11 protein-coding genes are annotated in these 13567 nt (G+C 68.1%); 8 read left to right on the top strand and 3 right to left on the bottom strand.

Going from position 1 to position 13567, the window contains the following annotated elements:
• Nucleotides 1-35: 35 nt before the first annotated feature.
• Nucleotides 36-869 carry a 3-deoxy-8-phosphooctulonate synthase gene (gene kdsA / locus DW2_RS12015; protein WP_038146892.1) on the top strand — a complete coding sequence of 278 codons (834 nt, stop codon included), beginning with the start codon at nucleotides 36-38 and terminating at the stop codon, nucleotides 867-869.
• A gap of 54 nt (nucleotides 870-923) precedes the next feature.
• Here kdsA and DW2_RS12010 read toward each other — a convergent pair whose 3' ends face one another.
• Entirely contained in the window at nucleotides 924-1769 is an 846-nt protein-coding gene (locus DW2_RS12010) for a fumarylacetoacetate hydrolase family protein (RefSeq protein WP_038146891.1), read from the bottom strand.
• A 59-nt stretch (nucleotides 1770-1828) separates the two neighbouring features.
• Nucleotides 1829-2152 carry a YidH family protein gene (locus DW2_RS12005; RefSeq protein ID WP_038146889.1) on the bottom strand — a complete coding sequence of 108 codons (324 nt, stop codon included), beginning with the start codon at nucleotides 2150-2152 and terminating at the stop codon, nucleotides 1829-1831.
• A 607-nt stretch (nucleotides 2153-2759) separates the two neighbouring features.
• Here DW2_RS12005 and DW2_RS12000 point away from each other — a divergent pair.
• The 7 genes from DW2_RS12000 (at nucleotide 2760) to modC (ending at nucleotide 10048) form a co-directional block, all read left to right on the top strand.
• Nucleotides 2760-4331 carry a cbb3-type cytochrome c oxidase subunit I gene (locus DW2_RS12000; protein WP_038146888.1) on the top strand — a complete coding sequence of 524 codons (1572 nt, stop codon included), beginning with the start codon at nucleotides 2760-2762 and terminating at the stop codon, nucleotides 4329-4331.
• Nucleotides 4328-4981: a cbb3-type cytochrome c oxidase subunit II gene (locus DW2_RS11995; RefSeq protein ID WP_038146886.1), complete on the top strand. Its 654-nt coding sequence runs from the start codon at nucleotides 4328-4330 to the stop codon at nucleotides 4979-4981. The genes DW2_RS12000 and DW2_RS11995 overlap by 4 nt, the downstream gene beginning before the upstream one ends.
• Before the next feature lie 16 nt (nucleotides 4982-4997).
• Nucleotides 4998-6290: a c-type cytochrome gene (locus DW2_RS19400; protein WP_081874970.1), complete on the top strand. Its 1293-nt coding sequence runs from the start codon at nucleotides 4998-5000 to the stop codon at nucleotides 6288-6290.
• The gene (locus DW2_RS11985; protein WP_081874969.1) at nucleotides 6280-7353 is read left to right on the top strand and encodes a c-type cytochrome; all 1074 of its coding nucleotides are present in this window, start codon (nucleotides 6280-6282) and stop codon (nucleotides 7351-7353) included. The genes DW2_RS19400 and DW2_RS11985 overlap by 11 nt, the downstream gene beginning before the upstream one ends.
• Nucleotides 7354-7524: 171 nt before the next feature.
• Nucleotides 7525-8271, top strand: coding sequence for a molybdate ABC transporter substrate-binding protein (modA, locus tag DW2_RS11980; protein WP_038146885.1), 747 nt, complete (start codon nucleotides 7525-7527; stop codon nucleotides 8269-8271).
• Nucleotides 8268-8963, top strand: a complete 696-nt coding sequence (modB, locus tag DW2_RS11975) for a molybdate ABC transporter permease subunit (RefSeq protein WP_038146883.1) — start codon at nucleotides 8268-8270, stop codon at nucleotides 8961-8963. The genes modA and modB overlap by 4 nt, the downstream gene beginning before the upstream one ends.
• Nucleotides 8960-10048: a molybdenum ABC transporter ATP-binding protein gene (gene modC, locus DW2_RS11970; RefSeq protein ID WP_038147042.1), complete on the top strand. Its 1089-nt coding sequence runs from the start codon at nucleotides 8960-8962 to the stop codon at nucleotides 10046-10048. Before modB ends, modC begins: the two co-directional genes overlap by 4 nt.
• Here the strand turns inward: modC and putA are convergent, their stop codons facing one another.
• Complete coding sequence (gene putA, locus DW2_RS11965; protein WP_038146881.1) at nucleotides 10049-13468, bottom strand: bifunctional proline dehydrogenase/L-glutamate gamma-semialdehyde dehydrogenase PutA; 3420 nt, start codon at nucleotides 13466-13468, stop codon at nucleotides 10049-10051.
• Nucleotides 13469-13567: the final 99 nt, after the last annotated feature.

Below are 13567 nucleotides of genomic sequence, written 5' to 3'. Positions count from 1 at the left end.
TCTGAGCGGCCCCTGCAAAGGCTGCGGAGAGCATTATGAAAGACGTGAAAATCGGCGGGCTGACCGTCTCGAACGATCGCCCCCTGACGGTGATCGCCGGCCCCTGCCAGCTGGAAAGCCGCGACCATGCTCTGATGATCGCGCGCGAGATGGCGAAAGCCTGCGATCAGGCGGGTGCGCAATTCATCTTCAAGGCCAGCTACGACAAGGCGAACCGCACCAGCCTCAAGGGCAAGCGCGGCCTCGGGATCGAGGCGGGGCTGAAGATCCTCGAAGAGGTGCGCGCCGAGATCGGCTGCCCGGTGCTGACCGATATCCACGATGCCGAGCAGGCGCGGGTCGCGGGCGCCGTGGTCGACGTGATCCAGATCCCGGCCTTCCTGTGCCGCCAGACCGATCTGTTGCTGGCCGCGGGGGAAACGGGCTGTGTCGTCAATATCAAGAAGGGCCAGTTCTTGGCCCCCTGGGACATGCCCAATGTCGCCGAGAAGGTCGCCTCGACCGGGAACGAGAAGATCCTGCTGACCGAGCGCGGCACCTCCTTTGGCTACAATACGCTGGTGGCCGACATGCGCGGCCTGCCCGAGATGATGAAGACCGGCTATCCGGTGATCATGGACGCGACCCATTCGGTCCAGCAGCCGGGCGGTCAGGGCGGCTCCTCCGGCGGCCAGCGCGAATTCGCGCCGGTGATGGCGCGCGCGGCGGTCAGTCTCGGGATCGCGGGGGTGTTCATCGAAACCCACGAGGCGCCCGATACGGCGCCCTCGGACGGGCCCAACATGATCCCGCTGCGCGAGATGCCGAAACTCGTTCAGGTGCTGATGGAGTTCGACCGGGTCGCCAAGGACAACCCGATCCGGCTGTAACGAAAGCGGGCGCGCCGTGACCGGCGCGCCCTGCCCCAACTCGTTCGGCCGGTTTCAGCTGTCGGCCACGACCTCGGCGCGCTGGCGGCCGAGACCCTCGATCTCGAGCTCCACCACGTCGCCGGGGCGCAGGAAGCGCGGGTTTTCCATCCCCATCGCGACGCCCGGAGGGGTGCCGGTCGAGATCACGTCGCCCGGATGCAGCGTCATGAATTGCGACAGGTAGCTGACCAGTTTCGCCACGCCGAACACCATCGTCTCGGTCGAGCCGTCCTGCATGACCTCGCCGTTCACGCTCAGCTTCATCGCGAGTTTCTGCGGATCGGCCACAGCGTCGCGGGTCACCAGGTAGGGCCCGAGCGGGCCGAAGCTGTCGCAGCTCTTGCCCTTGGTCCACTGCCCGGCGCGGTCCTTCTGGTAGCTGCGCTCGGAGACGTCATTGGCGAGCACGAAACCCGCGACATGGTTCATCGCGTCGTCTTCCGAGACGTATTTCGCCGCGGTGCCGATCACGATGCCCAGCTCGACCTCCCAGTCGGTCTGTTCCGAGCCGCGCGGGATCACAATCGGATCGTTCGGGCCCTGGATGGCCGAGGTGGCCTTCATGAAGATCAGCGGTTCGGCCGGGACCTGCGCGCCCGACTCGGCGGCGTGGTCGGCATAGTTGAGACCGATGCAGATCATCTTGCCGATCTCGGCGATCGGCGTGCCCAGACGGGTGTCCGCCGGAACCGCCGGCAGCTCGGTCAGATCGAGCGAGCCGAGGCTGGCGAGGCCCTCGTCGCTCAGCACCGCCCCGCCGATATCCTCGATCTGACCCGACAGGTCGCGGATCACGCCCTGATCGTCGAGCAGACCCGGTTTCTCGGCCCCCTTGGGCCCATGACGCAGCAATTTCATGATCACTCCTCCTTGGATTGGCGGCATGAAGTCAGGCCGGGCGGGCAGATGCAAGGGGGTCAGTCGACATGCAGGACGAATATGACCATCAGCACGCTGAGCGCGAAAACGAGCGCCATGAGCACCAGGTCGGGCCAGTTCGTACCGCCTTCGTCGAGCGCCTCCTCCGCGTCAATCCGCGCCCGCAGGAGCCGCATCCGGATGAAGGCGAGCGCGACCACCACGCCCCCTGCCCCGATCATCGCCACGTCCGACCAGGCGGGCATTTTCGCGCCCGTGAGCTTCGCCGCCGTCAGCCCCACCCCGACGATCGCGATCGCGGTGCGCAGCCAGGCGAGGAAGGTGCGCTCATTGGCGGCGTGGTCCTTGAAGTTGCGGATCATCGGCGCGTCTCCTTGCGGTCCGGGGCCTGTCGGCTGACCGGGGGAATCGATGCGCGGCCGCGCGGCCGGACGCCTTCCCGAAATGGCCCCTCGGATGGCCAACCAACAGCCTCCGGACCGCGTTCCCCGATCGCTCGGCGGAGGTGTGGCGGGCAGCGCGCGCGCCGCTCACGGGGAATGTGAAGCCGCTCTCACAATTTCGTCGGCGCATTGAAACATCCGTCATGTCTTTTGACATCGGCGCGAGCGGTCCGGGCTCCATGAAACAAGGCGCGGCACCCAAACACCGCTGAACTCAGGCCCCGCGCCCGTCGGAGTGCTCGCGACCGATCATCTCTGCGTGAGGAGGAGTGGTCGCGCCCATTTGATTGCTCCACCCTATGCGGAACCGAGCGGCGATCCGCCGAAACCGCGTGAAATCTGACCTTTCCCGGACGGAGCCCTCCGTCCCATTCATGTATTTGAATATGAGGAACAGATCACGCTGGCGTGCGTTGCTCGTGAAAAGCAGAAGAAATGTCAGACCTTTAGGGAGCCATGACCGTGACGTCCAAGACACCCGCCGGCCCGATGCGCCCGAACGCCCAGTGAAGAGCGGAGCCAGACCATGCAAATAACCCCCACGCTCGGACTTCTGCTCGCGCTGAGTTTCGTCATCTCGCTGATCGCGCTTTCGATCCTGATCTGGGCGATCGCGAACAGGCAGGTCCGCACCCCCGATCAAGACGACGCGCGCACGATCTTCGCGCCCGGCGAAGGCGCCGAGATCGACGAACACGACAAGCCGCACCATTTCGACCCCGTCCGTGCCGGTATCGACGCCTCCTCGGCCCGCCCCGTGCTGTGGCTGGTGGGCGCGGCGGTGTTCTGGCTGATCTACGGCTCGCTGCACGGGCTCGCCGCCTCGCTCGAGCTGCACCTGCCCGACATGATGACGGGCGCGGCGCAGATGACCTTCGGCCGGATGCGCACCGTGCATCTCAACTCGGTCGCCTATGGCTGGGCCAGCCAGGCGGGCCTCGCCTCGGTGTTCTGGATCATTCCGCGCATCTTCCACACCAGGCTGCGCCATGCGGGCATGGTCAAGACCGGGATCGTGCTGTGGAATATCGGTGTCGCCGCGGGCGTGGCCGCGATCGCCAGTGGCTGGACCGACGGGCTCGAATGGCTCGAGATCCCGTGGCAGATCGACATCATCCTCGCCGCGGGCGCGGCCTGTTTCGTGCTGCCGCTGATCCAGACCGCGCGGGCGCGCAAGGTGCACCACATCTACGTCTCGGGCTGGTATTTCCTCGCCGGCATCCTGTGGTTCCCGGTCCTGTTCGTGATCGCGAACATTCCGGGCCTCCACTGGGGGATCGAGCAGGCCACGGTGAACTGGTGGTTCGCCCATAACGTGCTCGGGCTCTGGCTCACCCCGCTCGGCGTCGGCACGGCCTATTACATGATCCCGAAGATCATCGGCAAACCCGTCTATTCCTACGCGGTCTCGCTGGTGGGCTTCTGGGCGCTGGCGCTGTTCTATTCGCAGGTTGGGATCCACCACCTGATCGGCGGCCCGGTGCCGACCTGGCTGGTGACGCTGTCGATCGTGCATTCGGTGATGATGTTCGTCCCGGTGATCGCGGTGGCGATCAACCAGCATGTGACGGTGGCGCGCAATCTCTGGGCGTTCAAGGAGAGCGTGCCGCTGCGCTTCATCTCGCTGGGCGCGCTGTGCTACACGCTCGCCTCCTTCCAGGGCTCGATCGAGGCGCTGCGCTCGGTCAACTCGATCACCCACTTCACCCATTACACGGTCGGCCACGCGCATCTGGGGGCCTATGCCTTCGTGAGCCTCGTCATGATGGGCGCGATCTACCAGATCGTGCCGCGCGCGACGGGCAAGCAATTCCCCTTCCCGCGCATGATCATGTGGCATTTCTGGCTCAACGTGATCGGCTTCGCGGTCTATTTCCTGTCGCTCACCATCGGCGGTGTGCTGCAGGGGCTCGCGATGCTCGACGCGACGAAGCCCTTCGCCGACAGCGTGACCCTGCTCAAGCCCTATCTCGAGGGCCGCTCGCTGGGCGGCGGGCTGATGACGCTCGGCCATGTGCTGCTGGCGATCAATCTCATCGCGCTGGCCTTCGCGAAGCGTGAGACGACCGAAACCGACAACATGGTGGCCGCAGAATGAACCGCTATCTTCCTCTCGCTATCACCACGCTGGCGATCCTCGCGATCGCGACGCTGTTTCTGGTCATCGCTCCGGGAATGCAGATCCGCGGCCAGGGCGCCGCGCCGGGTCTGCAACCCTATACCGAGGCGGAGGCGCGCGGCCGCGAGGTCTATATCTCGATGGGCTGCGTCTATTGCCACAGCCAGCAGCCGCGCGCGACCGCGCAGGCCCCCGATGCCGAACGCGGCTGGGGCCGGGCCTCGGTCGCGGGCGACTATGCCTATGACGCGCCGCATCTGCTGGGCACGATGCGCAGCGGCCCCGACCTGATGGATATCGGCGACCGCCTGCCCTCGCAGGGCTGGCAGCTGACCCATCTCTACCAGCCGCGCGCGATCTCGAGCTGGTCGATCATGCCCGCCTACCCCTTCCTCTTCGAGCACAAGGACAAGGCGGCGCAGGGCGATGTGGTGGTCAAGCTGCCGCCCGCCTATGCGCCCGAGACCGGCGTGATCGTGGCCAACCAGGAGGCGCTCGACCTCGTGGCCTACCTGCGCGGGATGCGCCACGACTATGCCCCGCCCGCAGACGGTCTGCGCGACGACGGCTATGCGCTGATGGCGGCGCAAGCCAAGTCCAAGACCGAAGCCGCGAAATCCGCTCAGTGAGCCGGAGGGAGACCTGATGACTGACAAGAACAAGCAAGACCCGCGGCTTCCCGACGAGACGTTCGAGCCGTACGAAGCGAACCGCCGGATCCCCCTGCCGGTCTACTGGATCGCGATCGCGCTGGCGATCTGGGGAGTGGTGATGCTGGTCCAGACGAGCCATTCCACCCTGCTCGCCGACAAGGAGCGCGCCGCGCTCGACAAGCAGGACGTGGCTGCCAACGCCCCGGTCGGGGCCGAGCCCGCCGCCTCGGGCAAGACCGTCTTCAACGCCAATTGCGCGACCTGCCACGGCGAGTTCGGGACCGGCTCGGTCGGCGCGGTGCCGCCGCTCGCGAATTCCGACATCGTCAAGGCCGGAGGCGCGAAGCTTATCGCGCAGATCGCGATGCGCGGCATCGACGGTCCGATCACGGTGAACGGGACGACCTATGACGGTCACATGCCGAATTTCGCCTCCGCTCTCGACGACAAGGAGATCGCCGCGGCGGCCAGCTATGTCGCGCGCACCTTCACCGGCGCGAAGGACGGCGTGAGCGCCGAGGCGGTGGCCGAGATCCGCAAGGCCTCCGCGGGTCAGGACCCGTGGGCCGGCGGTGCGGAACTCGCGGCTGCAACCCCGGGGCTGCCCGCGCAGCCGAGCGCTCCGCAGGCGGCGGCGGATATGGTGCAGAATGCCGATGTGGCGACGCTGGTGAGCCAGGGCGCGGGCAGCGTCTGGTCCTGCGCGAGCTGTCATGGCGATCAGGGCGAGGGCACCCAGACCGTGCCGCGCCTCGCGGGCCTTCCCGCCGCCTATATCGCCAAGCAGCTGCATGACTTCCAGCAGGGCACCCGCGAGAACGACTCGATGGCCTATGTCGCCAAGGCGCTGACCGATGCGCAGATCACCGCGCTGGCCGATCACTACGCGGTGATGCGCGCGCCCTCGGGCGCCCGGCCCTCGCTCGACGGCGATCTCGCGCGCGGTGAGCAGATCGCCCGCGAGGGCGACTGGTCAATCGGCGTTCCGGCCTGCTTCACCTGCCACGGCCCCTCGGGCTTCGGCGTCGCACCGGACTTCCCCGCGCTCGCGGCGCAGCAGCCCGCCTATGTCGCGCATCAGCTTGCCATGTGGGCGGGCGGATCGCGCCACAACTCGCCGCTCGGCCTGATGGCCGGGATCGGCAAAGCCCTCAACGACGCGGATCGCCGTGCGGTGGCCGATTACCTCGCTTCGCTGCCGCCCGTTCCCGCGACCCCGAAAGTGGAGTTGACCGCGATGCGCTCCGACGCGCAGCCGGCCAAGGAGACGACCAATGACCAGTAACCATCCCTCCGACACCCCGCCCCCCGGCCCCGACAAGCCCTCGCGCGGGCAGACCGCGAAACGGGTCATCTATGCGGTGAGCGGCGGCCTCGTCCTCGCCGTGCTCGGCTCGCTCGCGCTCGATTACGGGCTCGCGCCGGGCTGGCTCACCGGCCAGGGGAACACGCCCACGCCCGCCGCGAAAGGCGATCAGGCCAAGCTCTTCACCCCGCCCGATGTCAGCACGATCCCCGATGACGATTTCGGCCAGTCGGTGCGCCGCGGCATGGCGATCTTCAACGATACCGGGACCAACGCGCATGACTATGTCGGCAATGCGCTGAACTGTTCGAACTGCCACCTCGATGCGGGCCGTCAGGCCTATTCCGCGCCGATGTGGGCGGCCTACCCGGTCTATCCGAAATATCGTAGCAAGAACAAAATGGTGAACACCATGGAGGACCGCATCCGTGGCTGCTTCACCTATTCGATGAACGCGCAGGGCTCGCCCACGGGCGGCCCGCCGCCCTATGGCTCGGATGTCTATCGCGACCTGCAGGCCTATTTCTTCTGGATGTCGAAGGGCCTGCCCACGGGCGAGAAGCCCGAAGGCGCGGGCTTCGGCAAGATCGACAAGCCCGAGAAGGAACCCTCGCTCGACCGCGGCGCGGAGGTCTTCGCGGCCAATTGCGCGGTCTGTCACGGCAAGGACGGGCAAGGCCAGAAGGACATGAACGGCAAGCAGGTCTTCCCGCCGCTCTGGGGGCCGGAGAGCTACAACTGGGGCGCGGGCATGCACAAGGTCGATGCCGCGGCTGCCTTCATCAAGCACAACATGCCGCTCTCCGAGCCGGGCAAGCTGACCACGCAGGAGGCCTGGGACGTGGCCGCCTTCGTCGACAGCCATCCGCGCCCGAAGGACCCGCGCCAGGTGAACGGGATGACCGTCGAGGACGCGTTCAACAAGCTGCACCACAAGCATGACGGCTACTACGGCAAGACCGTCGACGGGCAGTTGTTGGGGGGCGGAGCAAGCCCGCAAAGCGCCGGCGCCCCACAGCAAGACGGAAATTCGGGCGGGTGAACTCCCTCCTCCTTCCTCGACCCGAATTCGGACCGGCGCCTCCCTCGCGCCGGTCCTTTTTCTTGGGCGGGCGCGGTGCTCACCGCGGATCACAGCCTGCGGAATGTTCTTGAAACCCGGCGCGGGCGATGCATTATGTCCACGCAAACATATCGCAAAGACGGATCGCCCATGTTCGCTCGCCTGACCGCCGCCGCCCTCGCCCTTTTCACCCTTGCCCTGCCCGCGCAGGCCGGCGAGGTGACGGTCTTCGCCGCCGCCTCGATGAAGACCGCGCTGGACGAGGTGGCGAAGAGCTGGGAGGAGAAGACCGGCGATAGCGCCCATATCTCCTATGCCGGGTCCGGGGCGCTGGCGCGCCAGATCGCCGCCGGTGCGCCCGCGGATATCTACATCTCGGCCAATCCGGGCTGGATGGAGACGGTCGCCAGGACAGGCCGCGTGCAGGCGCAGGAGGATCTGCTGGCCAACCGGCTGGTGCTGATCGCTCATGATCCGCAGGCGAGCCAGGTGACGATCGGGCCGGATCTCGATCTCGAGGCGCTCCTGAAGGGCGGCAAGCTCGCGATGTCGCTGGTCAATTCGGTGCCCGCCGGCCAATACGGCAAGGCCGCGCTCGCGCATTACGGGCTTTGGGACGCGATCGCGCCCGATGTCGCGCAGGCCGACAATGTGCGCGCGACGCTCGCGATGGTGGCGCTCGGGGCCGCGCCTTACGGGATCACCTACGCGACCGATGCGGTGGCAGAGCCGCGTGTGCATGTCGTGGCCACCTTCCCCGATGACAGCCACCCGCCGATCCGCTATCCCGCGGCACGGCTGACGGATACGGAGGCGGCGCAGAGCTTCTACGAGGCGCTCACCTCTCCCGCGGCCGCGAAAATCTTTGAGGCACAGGGGTTCCATACGCTGAAATGAACTGGCTGAGCGGGCAGGACTGGCAGGCGGTCGCGCTGTCGCTGAAGGTTGCGGGATGGGCGACGGCGCTGTCGCTGCCGCCCGGCATCTTCGTGGCCTATGCGCTGGCGCGCTGGCGCTTTGCCGGGCGCTCGATCGTCAACGGGCTGGTGCATCTGCCGCTGATCCTGCCGCCGGTGGTGACGGGCTATCTGCTGCTGATCGGTTTCGCGCCGAACGGACCGATCGGGGGCGCGCTGGCGAAGATCGGGCTCACGCTGGCCTTCACCTGGAAAGGGGCCGCCCTTGCCGCGGGCGTGATGGCGTTTCCCCTGATGGTGCGCGCGATCCGGCTCGCGATCGAGGCGGTGGACCCGAAGCTCGAGGAAGCGGCCGCCACGCTCGGGGCGTCGCGCGCCTGGGTCTTCGCCACCGTCACCCTGCCCCTCATCGCGCCCGGCGTTCTGGCCGGCGCGATCACGGCCTATGCCAAGGCGATGGGCGAATTCGGCGCGACGATCACCTTTGTCTCCAACATCCCCGGCCAGACCCAGACCCTGCCGCTCGCGATCTATTCGCAACTTCAGGTGCCCGGCGGCGAGGCCGATGCAGCGCGGCTCGTGGTGATCTCGGTCACGCTGGCGCTGGGGGCGCTGCTGGTCTCGGAATGGCTCGCGCGGCGGATTGCGGCCCGGATCGCGGGGCGCGGGTGATGCTGGAGATTTCGCTCAGGCACCGGCTGTCGGGCTTCACGCTCGATCTCGCCCTATCCGCGCCCTCCGGGGTGACCGCGCTGTTCGGGCCGTCGGGCGCGGGCAAGACGACGGTGGTCAACGCGGTGGCGGGCCTCCTGCGTCCCGAGCAGGGCCGGATCGCGGTCGGGGGCGAGGTGTTGCTCGATACCGGGGCGAATATCTGCCTGCCGCCGCACAAGCGCCGGATCGGCTACGTATTCCAGGATGCGCGGCTCTTTCCGCATCTGAGCGTGCGGGCGAACCTGCTTTACGGGCGCCGCTTCGCCCCCGTCTCGCGCGACGGGGCCGAGTTCGACCGGGTGGTTGCGATGCTGGGGCTCGAAGCGCTGCTCGAGCGGCGCCCCGCGGCGCTCTCGGGTGGCGAGAAGAGCCGGGTCGCGCTTGGCCGCGCGCTGCTCTGCGCGCCACGGATGCTGTTGATGGACGAGCCGCTGGCCGCACTCGACGCCGCGCGCAAGGAGGAAATCCTTCCCTATTTCGAGCGGTTACGCGACGAAGTTCAACTGCCGATCCTCTATGTCAGCCACGCGCCCGCCGAAGTTGCGCGGCTCGCCACCTCCGTCGCGCTGATCGAAGCGGGGCATCTGCGCGGCTTCGGCCCGGCCCGCGAGGTGCTCTCCGATCCGGGCCTCGCGCCCTCTCTGGGGATGCGCGAGGCAGGCGCGGTGATCAGCGGACAGGTCGCGGGGCAGGAGGCCGACGGGCTCGCCCGGATCGAGACCGCGGGCGGTCCGGTCCTGTTGCCCTACCCGACCGGTCAGCCGGGTCAGGCGCTGCGGCTGCGCATCCATGCCGGCGACGTGACGCTCGCGCGCGGCCGCCCCGAGGGGCTTTCCGCGCTCAACATCCTGCCCGCGCGGATCACCCAGATCCGGCCCGCCGAGGCGCCGAGCGTCTATGTCCAGCTCGCCCTCGGCCCCGAACGCCTGCTCGCGCGGCTCACCACCCGCTCGGTCGCGGCGCTTGGCCTGACCGAGGGAATGGAGTGCCACGCGATCATCAAGGCGATGTCGGTCGCCTCGGAAGACGTTCTCGGCCGCTGATCAGCCCGCCAGAAGCGCCGCGTTGCCGCCCGCCGCCGTCGTGTCGACGCAGAGGTGGCGCTCATGAACGACGTCGGTCAGCTGCGGCGCGCCGGTGACGAGCGCGAGGATCGGCCCCTTGCGGACGGCGAGCGCCTGCACGTAATCGCCCGCGTCCTCGCCCCACCAGATCACCCCCGCGATGCCCTCGAGCGTCTCGAGCAACTCCGCCGGGATCCGGCCCTCGGCCCCGACCGCGATACCGCCCAGGGCCTCGACCGCCGCGATCTGCGCGGCCTGCGCCTCCGCCCCCGGCCCGAGGCACAGGATCGGCCCGCGCGCATAACGGCGCAGCGTGTTGGCCTCGCCCGTCGGACCGGGCAACTCGATCCGATCGAGCGGCGGGGCCGCGCGGCAGGTCGATTGCGCCGCGACGAGGCGTTTGCGCAGGGCGTTGAGATCGGCCTCACCCTCCCAGGCCACCGCCGGGGCCGCAGCCTCCGGGCTTCGCGCGAAACGGGTAAGATAGAGCGGCCCGCCGGCTTTCGGCCCCGTTCCCGAGAGCCCCTCGCCGCCGAAGGGCTGCGAGCCCACGACCGCGCCGATCTGGTTGCGGTTCACGTAGAGATTGCCGACATGGAGCGCGTCGGAGACCTCCTGCACGCGGTTGTCGATCCGGCTGTGCAGCCCTGCGGTCAGCCCATATCCGGTCGCGTTGATCGCTGCGAAGACCTTCTCGAGATCCTCGCCGCGATAGGTCGCGACATGCAGGACCGGACCGAAGACCTCGCGTTCGAGATCCTCGATCCCGCCCACGCGGATCAGCGTGGGCGCGATGAAATGACCCTGCGCGGGTGCGTCGAGACGGTGCAGCACGCGCCCCTCCTGCTCGGCCTTCGCGATATAACCCGCGATATCGGCCTGCGCCTCGTCGTCGATCACCGGGCCGACATCGGTCGAGAGATGCCAGGGATCGCCCAGGCTGAGCTCATCCATCGCACCCTTGATCATCTCGATCAGGCCGGGGGCCACATCCTCCTGCACGTAAAGGCAGCGCAGCGCCGAGCAGCGCTGGCCCGCGGATTGGAAAGCCGAGGCGACGATATCGCGCGTGGCCTGTTCGTGCAGCGCCGTGCTGTCGACGATCATCGCGTTCAGACCACCGGTTTCGGCGATCAGCGGCGCGGAAGGGTCGAGATTCTCGGCCATCGCGCGGCGGATCATCAGCGCGGTGTCGGTCGAGCCGGTGAAGACCACGCCGGAGATGCGCGGATGCGAAGTGAGCGCCGCGCCCACGCTCTCGCCGCGGCCCGGCAGCAGCTGCAGCACCTCGCGCGGCACGCCCGCCTGATGCATCAGACGCACCGCCATCGCGGCCACGAGCGGGGTCTGCTCGGCCGGCTTGGCAAGCACCGCGTTCCCGGTCGCGAGCGCGGCCGAAATCTGCCCGGTGAAGATCGCGAGCGGGAAGTTCCACGGGCTGATCGCGGCGAAGATCCCGCGCGGGGCCGGATCGCTCGCCTCGGCCTGCGCGGCGTAGTAGCGCAGGAAATCGACTGCCTCGCGCAGCTCGCCCACCGCGTCGAGCTGGCTCTTGCCCGCCTCGCGCGCGAGCACCGCGAAGAACGGGCCGAAATGCTCCTCGTAGAGATCGGCCACGCGGCGCAGGGTGGCGGCGCGTTCGGCGACCGGAGCCTGCCAGACGCGGGCGGCCTCGATCGCGCGGGCCACGCAATCCGTATCCGCCTCGACGACCTGCGCGATCTGCGCGCCGGTGGCCGGGTTCACGACCGGCACGGCCCGACCCGAGACCTCGCCCGCAACGAGCGGTCCGGCATCGGGGATCGGGACGGCGCGGGCCGCCTCGATCCGCGCGAGCGTGCCTTCGTCGGTCAGATCGAAGCCTTCGGAATTGCGCCGGCCCTCGCCGAAGATCTTCGCCGGATGGCGCAGAAGATCGGTGGGTTTCACATGGGCGAGCGCCGCGAACGGGTCCTCGGCGATGGTCTCGGGGGCCACGTCCTCATCGACGATCTGGTGCACGAAGGAGGAGTTCGCGCCGTTCTCGAGCAGCCGCCGCACCAGATAGGCCAGCAGGTCGCGATGTGCGCCCACGGGCGCATAGATCCGGCAGCGCGTGCCCTCTTCGCGATGGACGATCTCGTGCAGCCGCTCGCCCATGCCGTGCAGGCGCTGAAACTCGAATTCGCGCCCCTCGGCCATCTCGAGGATCGCCGCGACCGAATGGGCGTTATGGGTCGCGAATTGCGGGTAGATCCGGTCGGAATAGCCGAACAGCTTGCGCGCATTGGCGAGGTAGCTGACATCGGTCGCGGGCTTCGTGGTGAAGAGCGGGAAATCGGGCAGGCCCTCGACCTGCGCGAGTTTCATCTCGGTATCCCAGTACGCGCCCTTCACCAGCCGCACCATGATCTTGCGGTCGAGCCGGGTCGCCAGCGCATGCAGCCAGTCGATCACCAGCCCCGCGCGCTTGCCATAGGCCTGCACGACGACGCCGAACCCGTCCCAGCCTTCAAGCTCGGGATCCGACAGCACGGCCTCGATCACCTTGAGCGAGAGCACCAGACGGTCCTGCTCCTCGGCGTCGATATTGAGCCCCATGCCGCCCGCTCTGGCCTGGCGCGCCAGATCGCGCAGCACCGGCACCAGCTCGGTCATCACGCGTTCTTCCTGCGCCACCTCGTAGCGCGGATGGAGCGCGGAGAGCTTGACCGAAATGCCGGGATTCTCGGCGACCGGGCCGGGTTTGCACGAGCCCGCGATGGCGCGGATCGCACCGGCATAGGCGCGGGCATAACGCGCCGCGTCGGCCGCGGTCATCGCCGCCTCGCCCAGCATGTCGTAGCTGTAGGTATAGCCGCGCTCCTCGAGCTTCTTCGCGCGCCCGAGCGCCCCTTCGATCGTCTCGCCGAGCACGAACTGGCGGCCCATCTCCTTCATCGCGCGCGAGACCGCGGCGCGGATCACCGGCTCGCCCAGACGCCGCACCGCGCCGCGCAGCACGCCCGCCATGCCGGGTTTTTCCTCTTCGAGCACGCGCCCCGTCAGCATCAGCGCCCAGGTCGAAGCATTGACCATCGAGGACGAGGCCGCCCCCAGATGCTTGCCCCAGTCCGAGGGCGCGATCTTGTCCTCGATCAGCGCGTCGATGGTGTCGGCATCGGGCACGCGCAGCATCGCCTCGGCCAGGCACATCAGCGCCACGCCCTCCCGGGTCGAGAGCCCGTATTCGGCGAGGAAATGCTCCATCAGCGTCGGCTTGGCCTCGGTCCGGATCCGCCGCACCAGCTCGGCCGCGCGGGCCGAGATGTCGCGTCGCGTCGTCTCGCTCAGTTCGGCCTGGCCGCGCAGGCGCGCCAGCAGCGCCGCCTCATCGGCAAATTTCGCCTCGGTGGTGAACTGATCGAACGTTTCGCGCATCGGCGACCTCCCTTTGTCCAGATCGTGGGATTCTAGGCGATTTCCGCTAGGCGTTCCGCACAAAGATTTGCTAGAGACTAGCCGGACTGAACTATTTTC

The sequence above is a fragment of the Thioclava atlantica genome (assembly GCF_000737065.1).
GTDB classification, from domain to species: Bacteria; Pseudomonadota; Alphaproteobacteria; order Rhodobacterales; family Rhodobacteraceae; genus Thioclava; species Thioclava atlantica.
Note: the sequence above shows the minus strand (reverse complement) of the source record. Positions and strands in the feature narration are given on the sequence as shown.